This window comes from Pinibacter soli (assembly GCF_029961145.1).
Classification (GTDB): Bacteria; Bacteroidota; Bacteroidia; order Chitinophagales; family Chitinophagaceae; genus Pinibacter; species Pinibacter soli.
Map to the genome: position 1 here is coordinate 948,568 of NZ_JASBRG010000007.1, position 17,848 is coordinate 966,415.

Annotated in this window: 12 protein-coding genes; 2 read left to right on the forward strand and 10 right to left on the reverse strand. The window is 42.3% G+C overall.

Features of this window, described 5'->3' with window-relative positions; translation table 11 throughout:
* Positions 1-173: 173 nt before the first annotated feature.
* From QJ048_RS14685 to QJ048_RS14705, 5 genes are all read right to left on the reverse strand, one after another.
* The gene (locus QJ048_RS14685; RefSeq protein WP_282335136.1) at positions 174-3,164 is read right to left on the reverse strand and encodes a DUF4132 domain-containing protein; all 2,991 of its coding nucleotides are present in this window, start codon (positions 3,162-3,164) and stop codon (positions 174-176) included.
* A 140-nt stretch (positions 3,165-3,304) separates the two neighbouring features.
* Entirely contained in the window at positions 3,305-5,593 is a 2,289-nt protein-coding gene (locus tag QJ048_RS14690) for a DUF5682 family protein (protein ID WP_282335137.1), read from the reverse strand.
* A gap of 142 nt (positions 5,594-5,735) precedes the next feature.
* A complete protein-coding gene (locus tag QJ048_RS14695; protein ID WP_282335138.1) occupies positions 5,736-6,815 on the reverse strand; it encodes an ATP-binding protein in 1,080 nt (359 codons plus the stop codon).
* Between the two features lie 11 nt (positions 6,816-6,826).
* Positions 6,827-8,338 carry a DUF5691 domain-containing protein gene (locus QJ048_RS14700; protein WP_282335139.1) on the reverse strand — a complete coding sequence of 504 codons (1,512 nt, stop codon included), beginning with the start codon at positions 8,336-8,338 and terminating at the stop codon, positions 6,827-6,829.
* Positions 8,339-8,350: 12 nt separating this feature from the next.
* A complete protein-coding gene (locus tag QJ048_RS14705) occupies positions 8,351-9,652 on the reverse strand; it encodes an SWIM zinc finger family protein (RefSeq protein ID WP_282335140.1) in 1,302 nt (433 codons plus the stop codon).
* A 404-nt stretch (positions 9,653-10,056) separates the two neighbouring features.
* Between QJ048_RS14705 and QJ048_RS14710 the strand changes: the two genes are divergently transcribed.
* Complete coding sequence (locus QJ048_RS14710) at positions 10,057-10,668, forward strand: methyltransferase domain-containing protein (RefSeq protein ID WP_282335141.1); 612 nt, start codon at positions 10,057-10,059, stop codon at positions 10,666-10,668.
* Between the two features lie 130 nt (positions 10,669-10,798).
* Here QJ048_RS14710 and QJ048_RS14715 read toward each other — a convergent pair whose 3' ends face one another.
* From QJ048_RS14715 to QJ048_RS14730, 4 genes are all read right to left on the reverse strand, one after another.
* Complete coding sequence (locus tag QJ048_RS14715; RefSeq protein WP_282335142.1) at positions 10,799-12,022, reverse strand: glycoside hydrolase family 27 protein; 1,224 nt, start codon at positions 12,020-12,022, stop codon at positions 10,799-10,801.
* A gap of 257 nt (positions 12,023-12,279) precedes the next feature.
* Entirely contained in the window at positions 12,280-12,792 is a 513-nt protein-coding gene (locus QJ048_RS14720) for a DUF6691 family protein (RefSeq protein WP_282335143.1), read from the reverse strand.
* Between the two features lie 12 nt (positions 12,793-12,804).
* Positions 12,805-13,374 (reverse strand): YeeE/YedE family protein, encoded by a 570-nt coding sequence (locus tag QJ048_RS14725; RefSeq protein WP_282335144.1) that lies wholly within the window; start codon positions 13,372-13,374, stop codon positions 12,805-12,807.
* A gap of 74 nt (positions 13,375-13,448) precedes the next feature.
* The gene (locus tag QJ048_RS14730; protein ID WP_282335145.1) at positions 13,449-13,841 is read right to left on the reverse strand and encodes a DUF1398 domain-containing protein; all 393 of its coding nucleotides are present in this window, start codon (positions 13,839-13,841) and stop codon (positions 13,449-13,451) included.
* 106 nt (positions 13,842-13,947) lie between these two features.
* Between QJ048_RS14730 and QJ048_RS14735 the strand changes: the two genes are divergently transcribed.
* Positions 13,948-14,613, forward strand: coding sequence for an NAD-dependent epimerase/dehydratase family protein (locus tag QJ048_RS14735; protein ID WP_282335146.1), 666 nt, complete (start codon positions 13,948-13,950; stop codon positions 14,611-14,613).
* A gap of 127 nt (positions 14,614-14,740) precedes the next feature.
* On the opposite strand, the gene QJ048_RS14740 is transcribed toward QJ048_RS14735, so the two are convergent.
* On the reverse strand, positions 14,741-17,809 hold the full coding sequence (locus QJ048_RS14740) for a hypothetical protein (RefSeq protein WP_282335147.1): 3,069 nt from the start codon (positions 17,807-17,809) through the stop codon (positions 14,741-14,743).
* Between the last annotated feature and the right edge of the window lie 39 nt (positions 17,810-17,848).

The window sequence follows — 17,848 nt, forward strand, 5'->3', positions numbered from 1 at the left end:
CCATTCAACAGTTGAATATCTATTGAACAATTTTAAATTGATCATTAAAGAACTAACAGTCGAAGAGTGCGACGCAACGATGTTTAATACCTATTCTATCGCCCGGCTCACAATCGAAACTCCACAAAATGACTATTGTCTTAATACAAACCATCTTACAATAATTAGTGTTATCAATTACTCTCAAACACTTTAATCGCATCTATCGACGCGAACATTTCGTTCAAAAAAATCGGTGGCAACTCTTTAAATGCTACCAAAGCCTCATCATCCATACCTTTCGGTGAATACCATTTTGAATTGTTCGTTATTGCTCTGTTCAACACATACAACTTCCCTAACTTTTCATCACCGCCAAATCCATACACAACACTCACTCCCTCTATTTCGAGCACCGCTTCTATATTTTTTTCGTCGTACAATAGTTTGAATGATTCAATGTAGCCACCGTCTCCGGTACTTCCCTTATGCCAGCCATGCTTTTCCAACGTTGATCTGATCGAGCCAGTTTTCATAAGCTTTCCATCGTATTTCGAGGAAATAGTTTTTGTTAATTCATCTTCATTCAGGCTGACTACTAGCCTTTCAAGCTGAGGGAAAATAGCATCCACAGAGGTATCATAAAAATGTTGTTTCCATCGTTGCAGATCTTCTGTGGGCAACTGCGTTGGATGTACAATACCAATGCGTGCATTATCGCCGGGCTCTATATCATCATAGCTGGCATCCTGCAAAGAAGTATCTTCGTTGCAATAGAATGCCTGTTGCAAATTGCCCGCTTCATCATATACGCCCCACAACAATCTCGTCGCGTAAATAAACATGACCGGGTTCTCCAGAAATGCACGGCGCCATTGTGCAAAGCTCCATTTTCGCTGGATAACTAAATAATACTCGAGCCTTGAAGACTGCGATTTTGTTATGTCGCGTACTTCTTTTGCAATGCTTTTAAATTCTTCCTTTATTGTATCGTCCGCCGCAGCGGGTATTGTTTTCAGCTTTTTATTGTCGTCGTTAAAGAATGCTATTTTGAATTTATTGTCAATAAATGCCCTATAGTTTTCTCCGTTCACTGCAAAGTGTTTGAATAAACCATCAAAGCCAAAGTCGGGAACAATACGGTCGCCCAATTCATGCGTGGTAATATTCAGTTCCTCCGCCGCAGTTTCCAAAGCAGCCAAAGCAGCACTGCCCACATTCGCACGTTTAGCTTTGTATTTTCGACTGTACCATTCCACCCAGCGCAAGGCTTTGTTGCTACCTTGTATAGCAAGCGCACCAACGCCATACTCAGCCATCTTGTAGCGATTCTCATCTATCCACTTATCGGTGGTAATGCGAATTTTATCTACCACGGTATCGTCGCCCAAAAGACCTGCGAGCGTCATTAGATATTTATGCTCGGGCTTTGCGCCTTTTTCAATGAATAGTTTAATAAGTGTCAGGGCAAATGGAGCAGCCGTAACACGATCAATCAATTGCAACAAATATTTTGCTTCAATATCAGACCGCATGTCTTTTACACGGCTCATTCTGTAAAGCAAAAACCGCAGTTCCTCCTTGCTTACTTCGCTTCCACTTTCATAGTGCAGCGACGGTAACTCGTCTTCAATCAACCACGCTTCTACCGATTTGTTCAGCTTTCCTCTTTCTCTTGCAGAATCAACCATCTCCGAGACAACCGCATAGGAGCTTTGCCCCGGCAGGCTTCCGGCAATTGTTTGCAACAGAATATCGCGGGCCACATCATTTGTTTCTTTGCCCAAAGCCTGCTTAATCGCATTTTCCGCGGCAGGGCTAGAGAAAGCTGAAAGTATTTGCGCAGCCGTTTGACGGGCATCGGCACTTTTATTATTCAGCAACTCGATTGCTTTTTCTTCTGCCTTCGAATCATTGGCTACAATAAGAGAGGCAACCTGTGCCCGCAAGGGTTTTGATTTGTGCTTAACAAAGCTCCAGTACAAGGGCAGTTGTGATTCTATTGGAAAATGCTTTGCCAGTCCGGCTAAAACACTTCTGTAATAATCAATACCTCCATCAGACTGCAGTGCCAGTTGATAATAAGGCAAAGCATCTTCGTTTAAATAATGAGCAATAACCGTGAGTGTTTGATCCTGTATAAAAGCTTTTGCTTCTTTTATCTTTTCCAGGTATGCGAGGCCTTCACTTCTATCGTTTTCAAATACAATGTACAAGCTAAAAGTACTGAAATGGGTTAACCCGGACAGAAGCGGACTATTCGCGTAATATTGTGAACCGTAGGGCTCGTTTTTCGGAAGCCCCAAATAGTAATCCAGATAACTGCGGGATTGAAACAGCATAGCATCTCTGTACTTTTTGGAATCCAATTCGTATAGCGTGAGCGCCTTTGTAAAATCGTCAAACCGCTCATCTCCGTATTTGACCCCATCAGCCTGCAGCCTGCTTTGAACCCGTTGCAAATAAATACCGTTTCTAAATACACTTACGAATTTAATACCGTCCTCCATTTTCCTCAATAACAAATACTCAACAAATCTTTCTGCAAATTCAGGTCTGATATCATCCAACAGTACAAAAAAAGCTTTCATCTGATTGGCCTTACTAAATGTTTCGTCATTAATAGCAACAAGCAGTCCTCTATGATCAAAAGGAGAAATAAACAGTTTGCTTTGTTTTATATAATCTACCACATAACGCTGTATGCTTTGACTTGCGAAGATTGGTTTGCTTGTTTTATCATCGAAACCCAAATAAAAAATACAGCCTTTAAAAATATCTTCTTCAGATCCCCTTGTTTTTTTCATCCAATATATAGCGTGCTGAATGGCTGAATCGGTATCATTTTTTATTAGGTAACCCAACAGAAATTGATGAAAAGCATACTGCATGTAAGCGTCTAAAGCAGGGGCAGTAACCAAATCCAAAATGAGATGATCGTTAACAGATGGCGTTTCGATATTTTCCAAGAGGTGCAAAAAAACATTTACTACATACACAGACGCATCGTACTGAACAACAGGCAACTGACTTGCTCTACCTGTGAGATAATCAACAATGCCAAGGATAGTCGGATGTTGTCTAAAGTCCGTTGATTTAAGGAGATGATGAAATGCAAACAGGGTCAAATTCTCAGACTCCGCACGTGCTAACACATCATCTATTTGCTGCTGTGAAAAAGGCATAAGATGGTTGTTTAAATTCTACTTTTTTGTTTCCAGGCTGACTGAATAACTGAACTTGAATGTTCATCTTTCATTACAATTACTCAGTCATTCAGTTATTCCATTATTCAGTTAATTCAGTTAATCAGTTATTCAGTTACTCAGTTACTCGAATATCCCATCAGTTCCATCACTACTCCAATTGCAGTTTCTGCACGTTCTTTATTGATTGATATCTGCGTACCGGTTTTTGTTATACCACTGCCTTCAAACTTCACTTTCTCTCCTATTTTTCTTCTTTCGGGTTTGGAGAAAACGGCAAATGTTCTTCTCAATAATGGCAGCAATTGCGTAAACACCTCTTCGTTGAGTTGAGTTACCCAGTTGTTTACCATCTGCCAGAGGTTTTCATCGAGCAGCAATAATGTACCGCTGCCTTTCAGGAATCCTTCCAGCCATGCACTTGCTTCCGGCGGCGGAACGGCTTTGCTCATGCTGCTATAAAATGTATTGTACAGCACTTCTTCCTTCATTGCACCGGCATCCATTAAATGGCGAACAGCAAAGCCTCTGAGCATTGGTGCGGCCTGTACATTGAATGCAATTTGCTGCAGGCATTGCTGCCATTGCTGCTGAAAAGGCTGATGCTTCAGGAGTTGAATGCTGTGTTCTATTTTCAGGCTGTCATCTGTAATCGCCGTCGCAGTATTTTCATCAACGCCGCAACAAGCCGCCGGCAAACCAATGCAAACACGCGTAACCATGCTCGTTAGCAATGATAAGATCATGTCTGTATCGGTCTGCCGCACGTTTCCATATCTTACAATGTCGGCCAGTTTTGGAATTACTTTTATCAGTTCCAGTACATCGTTGGTTGCGGCCGCCATGTTGGCGATATGCGTTGCCACAAACGATGCGGCACCTGTCAACTCAGCCGGTATCACCAATTGTAACAGCCCCGCGACTTCTTGTAATGAAGAACTACTTTTACAACGATCTATTAAAAATGACGAAACTGCCTCTTCCACCGTGTTGCCCCAGGTTCCTTTGTCCACAATATCTACAGACAATTCAGGCCTCCATTGAACGCGCCATGCTTCCTTGAATGTTCCTTTGCTGCTGCTGTGCGTTTTCTCACCCCAGTTGATCTGTAATATCAGCAGACGATGCAAGAATATACTTCGTTCGAGATCATTTTCTTTACGCAGATCCAAAGTATAGTCCTTCCAGTCTGCGGTTTGCGGCAAGCGCAGACGCTTCTGTATTTTTTCAATATCGACCTGCAAAGGAGGTTTGGGAACATCTTCAGGAACCGCACCTATCTTATTGCTTACTATCAATTCATCCCGAACAAGGTTCAGCAAAATATTTTCGCCATTGCACAACACGCTCCATGTAGCTTCATTCAGCTCATATAATCCGGGCCGTGGCAATTGCCTTAATGCCGCGAGTGAATCAGCAAGTCGCACCGCTTCTATCACATGCGCAACAGAAATGTCCATTTGCTTTCCCCTGAACAGTGCGGCTACTTTACTCATCCATCTTGTGCCGTCATCTTTGGGATAGTGCCACAAGTGCTCATACCATCCGGGGGACTGAATTCCTGCACCATAGCCACTTTCAAAAGATAAGCGATCGTATGTCCATGGCACCCAGCTGCATTGTATTTTTACTTTTGGTAAACCTTTCAGCAATTCATTGTCTTCCTTTTGCTTTGGCATGTTTGTCAATGCCGGCACATGCCACGCACCACATATCACTGCAATGTTTGTGAACATTTCTCTTTCTGCTTCGCGAATGACCTTGCGCATATAGGCTTCACGGAGTTTTTCACGTGCATCATTTTCTTTGGGAAAAGCCTCACGAAGTTCCTGCATTGTTTCGCCTACTGCTTCAAATATCGCTTCATTGTTGAGCCGCTGCTCAAACATTACTTCCCACCATTTTTCTCCATCGCTATAGCCGGCAGCATTGGCCAAATGGCTTATAGGATCGATAGGAAAATGTGGAACTGCTTTTTCATCACCTTCGACTGCAGCAGTTGCATCAGCAGATTCAATAGCAGTTGGTTCAGCCACCTCGTTTTCCTTCTTTTGCTCCTGCCCTTGTGTCTTTGCTTTTTCTATTCTTTCTTTTTCTATGGCCATCGAGTGCATTACAGGCAAATCCATAAAGCGCACGGGTATGTTGTTTTTGCGTGCGTACAATATAGCCTGCCACTCCGGCGAGAACTCAGCAAATGGATAAAACAATGACTGCTGCGGATCTTCGGGTTGATATGCAAGTATAGCCACAGGTGGTTGCAAATCAGATTTTCCCACCCATTGTAAAATATCATTTGCGTCCGGCGGTCCTTCTACCAATACGATATCGGGCTTCATTTCTTCAAGGAAGTCTTTTACATTTCGTGCCGAACCTGGACCGTGATGGCGTATGCCAAGTATTTGCATTAATTGAAAATTGAAAGTTGAAAGTTGAAAATGAGCTTTGAGTTGTTGGTTGTTAGTTGTTGGCCTTTAATGGCGACTATTCAAAACTGAAGTGTAACAACTATCAACTAGCAACTTATTTCTAATTCCTAATTTCTAATTCCTAAATCAGTTCTCTGCATGCACGATACACATCCTTCCACTCATCTCTTGTTTTTACAACTGTCTCAAGATATTCCTGCCAGACTATTTTATCCTGAACGGGATCTTTGATTACAGCACCAATGATGCCTGCAGCTAAATCATTTGCTTTTAATCTTCCATCACCAAAATAACCGGCCATTGCCAGACCATTGTTCACTACAGAAATCGCTTCTGCCGTGCTCAATGTACCTGACGGCATTTTTATTTTTGTTTTACCATCGATGGTTACGCCGTTTCGAAGTTCGCGGAAGATGGTCACGATGCGTCTTATTTCTTCCAATGCAGGTGGTTCTGCAGGCAGCTCCATAACTTTCTCATAGCTTTCAACTCGACGTTTTACAATATCCATTTCCTCTTCAATAGAATCGGGAACGGGAAGTATGACCGTATTAAAACGACGCTTTAATGCACTGCTCAGTTCATTCACGCCTTTGTCGAGATTGTTGGCAGTTGCAATTACATTGAACCCTCTGGTTGCCTGCACTTCAATGTTGAGCTCCGGTACGGGCATTGCTTTTTCACTCAGTATGGTGATCAGCGTATCCTGCACGTCTGCGCCGATACGCGTCAACTCTTCTATTCTTACCAATTTACCATCTTTCATGGCACGCATTACAGGCGTTTCTACCAATGCTTTTTCAGAAGGTCCTTCTGCCAGCAAACGTGCGTAGTTCCATCCATAACGAATGGCTTCTTCACTCGTACCTGCAGTTCCCTGAACGATCATGGTGCTGTCGCCACTAACGGCCGCTGCAAGATGTTCGCTCACCCAACTTTTCGCCGTTCCTGGCAAACCGTACAAAAGCAATGCCCTGTCTGTGGCAAGTGTGGCCACAGCAATTTCCATCAGCTTTCGGCTGCCGATGTATTTGGGCGTTACTTCAAAACCATTGTTAAGTTTACCTCCTACGAGATAAGTAACTACAGCTTGCGGCGTGAGCTTCCAGTTGGCCGGACGTTTGCCCATATCATATTTCCCCAATTCCTCAAGTTCCTGTGCGAATAATTGCTCTGCGTGTTGGCGTAGTATGGTTGACATAATATTGTTGATTAAGGTTTATGTATAAATGATGATTGTATCTGTAAACGCAATTGCATCAGGTGTTTTATGTAGTCCCCCATGTTTGCCCATTGCGATTGCAAATATTGTTCTTTCGGTTGGAATTTATCAACGGCATTGATCATTGCCGGATGAAACAAGTGAATGTATGTACTGAAAAACTTTCTGTTGTGTATATACATATTACCGGCGAGATGCTCGACAACAGCAACAGAAAATGCTTCATCAAGAGGAACTTTTGCAGCGGTAATTGCATTGATGAGATTGTTGCGTTCACTCACTGCTTCTGTGCCAGTCCGGGAATTGTAAAATGAAAAGCCGTAATCACCGGCATCTGCCGGAGGCAGCAAATGAAGCGCATCTGTGTAAAAAGTGTTCTTGTCTTTGCCTACAACCACGCGAAAGCAATCAAGATCTTTAAAACGCACGGCAGCGGTGCCAAACGCCGTTAGCAAGGAAGGAGATTGATGTGAAAACAAGTCTGCAATCTCTTCATAAGACAATTGCAACATCGATTTTATTTCAGATGGCGGCGCATAGGCCATCAACTGTTGTACGATAAAAAGGTCATCGCTCAATTCTTTTACATTGCTTAACTTTTCTATGCCGGTTTCAAAAACGGAACTGCTTATTTGAGGCAACTGTATCTGCAAGACATTTTTCGAAACAAGCCCCAGCAATGCTTTTTCTTTTTTTACCTGCAAAGCCTGTTGCAATATTTGTACATATTCACGAACAACGGAAGACGCGGGTATTATTTTAAGTAACGCAAAGGCAAGTTCCTTTACCTTTTTACTTTTCTCTGTTTTCAATTTGTCAAGGAAATCAATATCCTTTTCACTTATCCCATTTCCGAAAACAGATAAAAACAAAGCTTTCGTATTGGCGTCTTCTTTATCCCAGGTCTCTTCCAATAATTGTCTTGCTTTTGCAGGGTCTGTTGTTCTCATTTCCATGAGCACGAGTCTGCGTTGTTCGGCCAGTCCCGTGTTCCATATCTCTTCATCACTTTCACTTGTGGAAAATTTCCAGTCAGGATTAAAGCTTATCAACCATTCGCCACGCTTGCCGCAACATTTCGCAATGATGGTTTGCAATTTTTTATTTTGCGAAGCGATATCAAACAGCGATGGAATAAGCTCTGGCGGAACAATAAAACCTTTGCCGGCACATACATTCAGCCAAATCTCCAACAATCCGTTGCTTTCCGCATCTATTATTTCACTTAACAAATAAAGTGCGGCGGAAGGGCAATAAGTTTTTTCTTCAGGCGATGCAATTTCAATGCTCGTTTTCTCATCCGGCACCAATGACGCGCCGGACTGACGATAGTTAAAAGCCAGCGCTACTATTTGCAAAAAACGTTCTTCGTGATCTATTTGATTATTGTCATTAATGCGCTGCAATGCCGGCTGTAAAGATTCTTCAGCTTCTGCAACATCCGCCTGTTGCTTGCCTGTACCAAGCGATGCAACTTGTATAATGTGATTCCAAAACTGCATGTAAAAATATTTTTAAAGCGCCTTGTATGTTTGATTGTACCACATGCCTAATGGCGTAAAAGTTTTCTCTGCCCCAATGACACACATGGTGGTATAGTCACCTCCACTCAATGACAACAGGAGCCAAATGTTATCGAATGTTTTTTTTAATGGCATCAAACAGTTTTTTGCATCCTGCAAATGCCATTGCTGATTATGCAGCACCGGCCGCACATTTTCTACAATATAAGGCGAATAACCTTTGAATGGCAGCTTACTGAAATTAAGCGCCTGAGCTTCGAACACTTCATCCCAATCTTTATAAGCCTTTGGTGACGTTGTATCATTTGAAGCGATCTGCTTTTTTATCAATGCACGAAGCGGCAACACGGATGGATAAAAAACGAGCTCTGCCTGAATACATGCACCCGGCATCAGTGTTAATTGCCCGCCTTGTCCTCTTACAATAAATTGCAGTACCAGGGCTGTTTGTTGCGTATGCAAGCCATACAGCCAATATCGTTCTGTTGTTATGTTGTCTTCTTCTGAAACTTCTTTTGCCAACACCAGCCAATGATCGTTCACTCCTGTTTGTTCGAGCAACGCTTCCTGGCTTTGTGAAAAACCAATTAACGTTCGGATGTCTTGCTGTAGCATGGGATCAAGTGTCTCTATTCGTTTATATCCGGTAGCGACGAGATAAATGCGTGACAGTTGATCGAGCAACGCAGATTGCCAGCCTTCTGCATAAAAGTTGATATTTCCGGCGGTGCGCACCATACCGGCAAGCGTGGGGGCTTGCGCATCAATCAAACGACGGCCCATGTTTTCAAATGTTGCTGTTCCTTTTTCTGGAATATTCATAATGCCATTGCTCACAACATCCTTCATCCACAACATTAATTCTTCAAGACCGTCGGCGATCTTTTGTTCTCTTGCTTTTTGCCGCTTGAGTTGCGCGGCCTCGTCAACAGGCTTTTCTTTTTCTGTCTCCTTTTTTTCCTGGCGCTCGGTTCTTTTCCCTATCCATTCATCTACCCAGCCGGGCATTGTGGTATCTGTAAAAGAAAGCTTGTCTTTTGCATACAACAACATCAAGCCAAGCCCATGTTTGCAGGGAAATTTACGTGAGGGGCAGGAACATTTAAAGGAAGTTGTCGAAAGATCAACTTGTGTTTGATAAGGTTTGCTGCCGCTGCCCTGGCACTCGCCCCAGAGCGCTCTTTCGTTGGCGCCTTTTGACACCCACTTGGAAAGTGTTGCCAATGCTTTTCCATTTTTCTTCGAAGATTCATCAGGGGCAAGGGATAATATCTGTTCTTCTGAAAGTTGCAAGGATAAAATTTTAAGGTGTAAGATTAGGGAAAAGAAAGCAATTTGAAAATATGGAAATATGGAAATTTGAAAATGGAAGGAGGAGCACGTGATTTTCATACCATCTAATCTCTAATTCAATGTCGTTTGGTTAGGCGATATCGCCGTTTGCCATATTAATGTCCTACGGACAAAAAGCTCCTCCGTAATATTTTCTATTGATATTAACGCCCTACGTGCAATAGAACTTTTCCCGTAGGGAAAAAACATCAATAAAAATCGCCGTAACCTGAACATTATTGCCCGTATGGCATTAACCTTTGGCGCCCTTTCCTTAACTAAACGACATTGAAACTCTAATTTCAAATCTTCGATAATCATGATAATCTCTGTTCTCTCTACCTAACTTTGTAAAAATTTAGAACATGGATTTAAAGGCGCATTGGGAAAAGGTGTATCAAACAAAAAAACCAAATGAAGTAAGCTGGACGCAAGCAGTTCCGGCGACGTCTTTGAAGACAATACAATCATGGAACATTCCGAAATCAGCGGCAATCATTGATGTCGGTGGCGGGGACAGTATGCTGCCGGATTTTTTGTTGGAAGAGGGCTATGAAAACATTACAGTGCTTGACATTTCTGCTGCGGCAATTGAGCGGGTAAAGGAGAGATTGGGCGATAAGGCATACAAAGTAAAATTTGTTGTCTCTAACATTCTTGATTTCGAACCAGCAGAAAAATTTGCCGTATGGCACGACAGAGCCGCATTTCATTTTCTTACCGATCCAACTGACATTGCGAAGTATATTGCCATTACAGAGAAATATATTGAGCCAAATGGCAAAATGATGATCGCCACGTTCTCAACGGCGGGACCTTTAAAATGTAGCGGTTTAACGATCCATCAATATACTCCTCAAACTTTGCAGGAAACTTTTGGCACCGGATTTACACTAACAAATCACCTGTTTGAAAATCACACAACACCATTTAATACTGAGCAGAATTTTTTATTCGCAAGCTTCGAGAGAAAGTAGCGAAACGAAACGCAGATTTTCATGAGTGTCATGATTTGTCAAGATTTTTTCATTTAAAATTTGATTTTGAGGTAACACACGATCTCAAATCTGCTTAAATCATGAAAACCTGCGTTCTTCTTACGACTTACTATTTCGCTGTCAACCTGAACATCTTTGTTTCATGCGCTTGCACATTTCCCTTCCAGGAAGATGCAGTGCCGACATTTGCATGCGCCCACAAATCTCTTATTAAACATTTGCCGTTTATACCGAGATCAACGAAGTTTATTTTTGTGTCTCTTGCGTTGTTGTCTTTGTTTAAGACCGCAATGGCAACATCACCGTTTGCCAAAGGCTTTACAAATATATCCCACACTTCATCACTCACTTTTCTAATACCTTGTTTCCCCAATACATCCTGATCAATTGCAATCACCTCTGCATTGGTAAGAATTGTTTTGATTTGCGGACTCATGTTTCGCAAATCGTTACTTGCAATAAGCGGGGAAGCCATTATGCTCCACAAGCTCATCTGGCTCTGATATTCAACATCTGTACAACCTGTGCCGCCAAGATCTGCAGAGGGACCTTTTACACCGTATAGTCCAATCATCAACATGTCAGGGTCGTTCCAGTGACCCGGGCCAGCATATGCGGCCAAATCGCCATTTGTTTTAACAACCTGCATAATGGACATGCCGGGCTCGCCGGGTTTGGATTGCCATTTATCACGCAGATCACCGGCCATACGCCATTGACTTCCGCCTGCATTTGCCGCCCAGTTCCATGGCTGCCTGTCACCCCACTCACAAATACCCAGCGCTATGTCACGGCCGCTGTGAGACAATGCATCTGCCATTTTTTTATAGCGCAATTTTGCCGTTGCAGAATCTTCAGGAGCGCCGCAGTAATCATACTTTAAATAATCAATCCCCCATGATGCAAATGTTTTTGCGTCCTTTTCTTCAAAATTCAAACTCGCAGTAAACCCTGCGCAGGTAAGTGGTGCAGCATCTGAATAAATACCAAGTTTTAATCCTTTGCTATGAACATAATCTGCGAGTGCCTTTATGCCCGATGGGAATTTTTTTGGATCAGGAATTATGTTGTTTCGGTTGTCTCTTCCACCCTGCCAGCAATCATCTATGAAAATATACTTGTATCCCGCCTGCGCCATGCCGGAGGAGACCATTGCATCAGCCATCTCTTTCACGCCCTGCTCACTGATCTTTTCTGCGAAAAAGCTCCACGACATCCAGCCCATTGGCGGCGTTGGAGCGAGTTTGTTTCTATCGGAGGTTTGGGCTATTGTAACAATACGGAGCAAACACATTGCAACCAATAAGGTCAATCTTTTTTTAGTTTTCAGCATATGGCAATTTGATATTTGAATGAATGAGAAACTTGAAGTTAAACACATCTTTGTTAACCGCGCTCCTGAATATTGACTATGCACTCTTATAACTTAACGCCATTTTACAAAACAAAATAATTCCTGGCCGCGGCTTTCCACGACTTGTGAGTATTGATATTGTCGTCTTTGTTATTATTGCTTTGCAGAAGAAATCTTGTTTGATTGGAAACTTTCGCCACAACTGGTATTCACCGATGTTCCACCCGAAGCCCATCCTAATGCGGCAACTTGTCTCTGAACCTACCATACACCCATGTTCCCGCAATGGCACTCAGCAATGTTACTATGATAACAGTTGCACCTGTTCCTATCTGCGCAAACAAAGGGCCAGGGCAAGCGCCAGTAAGTGCCCACCCAAAGCCAAACAAAAGGCCTCCATAAATTTGCCCTTTGTTGAACGGCTTTTTGTGAAACTCAATCTTTTCTCCGTAAATAGTTTTGATGTTGAACTTCTTTATCAACCAAACCGACAACATCGCAACGGCAACAGCACTGCCTATTACCCCATACATATGAAAGGATTGCAAGCGAAACATTTCCTGTATACGGAACCAACTAATGATCTCTGCCTTCACGAATACAATACCGAAGAAAATACCTACGATGAGGTATTTGATATTGTGATACCATTTATGTTGCAAATGACTTTCATTTATGCAAATGGTATCTAAAGAACGTACTTCAAAATCTGTATTGAATTCAGTCTCTATGATAGTTTCTGTTTCCATTAAATTTCTTTTTTACAATGCAAGAATGAAAGGAAGAATAAGATTCGCCATGATAAAGCCGCCGGCCATAAAGCAAACCGTTGCAACAACCGATGGCCATTGCAATGTGGAAATGCCCATGATGGCATGGCCACTTGTACAACCACCGGCATAGCGGGTGCCAAAGCCAACAAGAAAACCGCCGCCCGCCATAAGGATCAGGCCTCGTGCTGTCAACAACGATTGCCAGTTGAAAATCTGGACGGGCACAAGTGAATGATAATCGGTAATACCATAGCGAGCCAGGTCAGATACAAGAGCAGGATTCACTGCAACGGGTGACGGATTGGATAATAAAGATGCTGCAATAATTCCTCCAACGAAAATGCCGCTTACAAAGAATAGGTTCCATCGCTCTTTTTTCCAGTCGTATTCAAAGAAAGGAATTTTAGAAGGAAAACAGGCGGCGCAAATATGTCTTAGTGAAGAACTGATGCCAAATGATTTGTTGCCGAGAATGAGTAACACTGGCACGGTTAATCCGATCAACGGCCCGGCAACATACCATGGCCAGGGATTGTGTAATAGTTCGGTAATGGTCATTCAAAATACTTTTACTAATGCGAATGTAAAAACTATCTGAAGTTTATTGTATCAACTTTGTTTCTAAGGTCCGGTCAGGGCAATGGTATAGCTTCTACAACCATTTCATTGCCAGCTTTGTCATAGTAAATACATGTCATGTTAACCAGGTCTACAACCCAAACATTCACACCTGCTTCTGCTGATTGTTTGCAAAAAGTCATGTAGTCAGTTTGCCCCTGCTGATGGATTTTTAACACATGTTTTAATGCATCTACGCTGCCTTCCGATGCTATTTGCGCCGGAGCCCACCAGGCATCTGCCGATAGGGAAAAATTATTTTCTCCTTTGTATTCGATATGTCCATCGCTTACATAATGTTCGTAGAACCGCACACCCAGTGTTTTTATTTCCTGAACATAGGCTGGAAAATCTGCACCACTTTTCACTTTTGAATGTGCTTGTTTTATTTGATCGATTGTGAACATCCTGATGTTGTTTTCTGTTTATTATGCCAAAAGATACTGCTATTCTTTTTGTTGAAAAATAATAGTTACATTGAATATTATTTTCACGACCTCATACTGAAACTGCATGTCACTAAAAATAATTTTAACCGGAGCAACGGGCCTTGTGGGCGAAGGTGTTTTACTTGAGTGCCTTGCTCACCCAGCTGTTTCCGAAATTTTGATCATTAGCAGGAGACCTTACCCAGGTGTTCGCAATGGCAAGATAAAAGAACTGATTCTTCACGATTTTTTTGACATTCATAATGTTCGCGAACAACTCAACGGCTACAACGCATGCTTTTATTGCGCCGGTATTAGTTCACGCGGATTGAACGAACAACAATACAGTCGCATCACTTACGACACAGTAATGGTGTTTGCAAATGAGCTGCTACGGGCAAATCCATCTATGGTTTTCTGCCACATTTCAGGCAGTCATACGGATAGTTCCGAAAAAGGCAAGATCATGTGGGCGCGGGTAAAAGGCAAAGCAGAAAATGCTTTGATGAAACTTCCTTTCAGAAAAATATACAATTTCCGTCCCGGCTTAATGAAGCCAACAGAGGGCCAACAAAATATTAAGGGCTATTATAAAATCATTGCAGCATTGTTCCCTGTATTTAAAGTGCTGTTTCCGAAAAACAGCAACACGATCCACGAGCTCGCACTTGCAATGATCAATAGCGCTACGAAAGGCTATGAAAAGAGCATCTTAGAAGTCAGCGATATTAAGGAGTTGGCAAGACAGTAGACTCTACGAAATCAGCATTAATGTGTTTGGCCAAGTTGTTTTGGAAAATAAAAACAGTTGCCTGATCTTTCCACGTCAACTACGGACTTCCTGATCAAAAACATACGTCAATCCTAAATTTTAACTTCTAATTCCTGATTCCTGCTAGTGAACTCCTTCCAAAGTTTTGCCTGGTAAAAATAAAAACCGGCATTTCTGTTACGGTAAAATTATTCAAATCCGTTTGCGTAAGCGTAGTTACATCTGCAGTTTGTTTAGAGAAATTATACACCTCTTTAGTGGCGCCTTGTGAAATTGTGACTGGCAAATTTCTTGTCAGCTTACTACCATCTTCGCTGCCTTTCCAAACGGAGTACATTACAGAGTCACTGTCATTTTGCTTTCTCCACTTTATGAGCCACAATCCTGTGCCATCGCTGCTTATAACACTATCTACGACATAGTTGCCCATTCTTGCGTACATCCATTTCTTTGCAAAGTAGTTCGGAAACTTTGTTGATAAACCATAGGTACCTCCGCCCCAACCTGAGGTATAAAAATTGACATTTATATTATTCGTCTGATCGAGATTGGAATTGTGTGCGTTGTATTCTGTAAATCCATCGAGCTGGCTTGCGCCCATGATAAGGTCCATGCGCATGATTGCAATGCTTTTTGATTGAACCGAATCATAGCCTTTGATGATTGGCACCGCAGTTGTTGTCCATATCCCGGCCAGTTGTTGCGTAGATTTGGGACGCACCGAAAAGTTATCATAACCGTATTCTGTGTTCCATGTTTTGATACTGGTGTCGCCTGTTATTTTCCAGATGTATTTTGCTATAGCACTGCATTTGTTGTACCAGTCATTTCTTTCCGGAATCATCCCCCCATTGCCAAGTTGCTCTTCGTAGGTAGGTCCGAGTATATTTGATACAGTGTCAAGCGAGCGACTGTAATCATGATAACTGAACACATCAAAAAGCTTTGTGGTTGTATCTTTCATCATGACGTATGCAAGCAACATTACCGTTCTTATGCGGAAAGTATCGGCATAGGTTTGCCCTGCATAAATGATCTTTGTTTGCGGATCTGCATTGCGAATACCTAGTGTATCACCAAGGTATTTACGATTACCATTTACGGCCATGACCAGCTTCGCAGCAGACACAGCAGGCGGTTCATAAGTATCATCTTCATTGCCAAGCTCCAAGTATGGATGCCAGTTTTGTGCATAGCCTGAAAGCGTTTTATCGTTGAACCATCTGTAGTTAGAACCGTTCAATGTTGTGTTATTGCCCCACTTATAAGCAAGTTGGTAAAATAATCTACCGTGTGAGATATAATTCAACCAATCACCAGGTTCTGCATATGGTTTATCGATATTATTTCTCACACTTTTATTCATTTCTTTTCCAGCTCTTTTAGAAGCGCCAAATACAGCAAGCCAGTGATTATATGCGTGCGGCGTCCAGTATTCGTTCCATTTTGAATAACCGGGAAAAAAATCTGCATTAAAACTCTGCCGATTCTTTGTTGCGGGATCCGTGTCAGTGTCGTACCAATCAACATTTACATACTGGCGTATATTTTTTACAATGCCCAAAACATTTGTATCTATTTGCACCCCTGTATTGATGCCCGCTTTGTCAAACAACGTTTTTTGTACAGGCAGCGGACCGCTATAGGCTATGGGCCTTTGCGTTCCTTCAGTTCTAGGAGCCCCGTAAAAAACCAGCTCATTGAAAAATGCTGTCGATGTGTAACCCTTTCTTTTTTGAAGTGTATTGCGAACCATTATATACCGCATGCTATCCGCGATGTTGGAAACGTTTATCCATGCGCCCGTTGCTGATGTACCACCCCGTGTTACCAAAACAGCAAATGGTTTCAACGTACTATCGGGTCTGCTGATCATGTAGGGAATTTTTCTTAGATCAGTCTCCTCAATTACTTTATCGAAATTGTAAAAATACAAACTGTCGCCAGGTTCAAAATTTCTTTCGTACCCATAAACATCGGTGATGTTAAATTTCTTTCCATGCGTTATCAAAGCGTGTTTTATAGAAGGATCGTTGGCAAGATCGATCACAATGCATCGTCCTCTTTTCCCCGGAAAATAATATCCGCCAAATGCCAGATCGCCATTTTCTGCTCCGTAAAAATAACTTGCATCTCTTCCCGATGCAGGAACAGGGTTTGTCGTGTCGCCCTTTACTAACTTAGGTTTTCCAAGTTCATCCAACACCATTTGCTCCGAAAATTTCACGTCGCCGTTCTTGGGATCGACAGTTTCAAACCCATCAAAATAATTGAAGGGTCTGTCTGTATGATTGATACGACCTGAGAGATCATACAAGCTGCTTTCATACACTTTGATCTTTGCAGAGGAAAAAAACAATTGAGTTTTAAAGCCGCTGCGATTCAGTAACCAACGATATATGTTTGTAACAGTGTCATTACCAAGCGGAGAAAACACACTATCCCATGTAACATTGTTGAAGCCGTTGTTTGCCATGTTGTACATAATAAATGAACTGTAGGTACCGGGCATCTCGGCAAGCTTACTGCTTATCGCCTGTGCGGGTAGATACTGGCAGCATTTATCAGTATTTTGCTCGTGTAAAAATCTGGTGTTTGTATGCTGGAAATTGGCAAATGCCTGGGCTCCGGGGTATAAGTTAGTTATAGAAATAAAAATCGCGTGGCTTACTTTACCTGTATACTTCAAATCGCCATGACCACCAGTGTACCATGCAAGATTATCCCACGCATCACTGGCGCCTTGCCCAATACCGTCGATGCACACAAATTTGTACATACCATTTTCATTCTTTGCATCATCGATGGGCAGGCTTCCAAGGCAATAGTCCATTACCTGATTGAACATGGAGGGATATTTTAAAGCACCAGGCGATGAAGCGAGCGGGCAAACATGTATGATGCTATCAGCAATGGTTCCCTGTACGCGATTGTTCATGACCTGCCGCGAAAAACCGGCGGTAAACAAAACCGAAAGCCGACTGCCTGCCTGCGCCACACCTCCGTAGTGGATCATCAACGCATATTTTTTACCGGGCACTCTTTTCCCTGCAGCCGGATAAACCAGTGCTTTGATTTGCGACCCGCCAATTGTAACGCTATCCATTCCATAATACTGAGCCGATACAGTGTTGCAAAACAACACTAAAACACTAAGTATTAGTAAACTTCTCATCCAAATCATTTTATCGGTAATGGGTTTTTATAATACAAA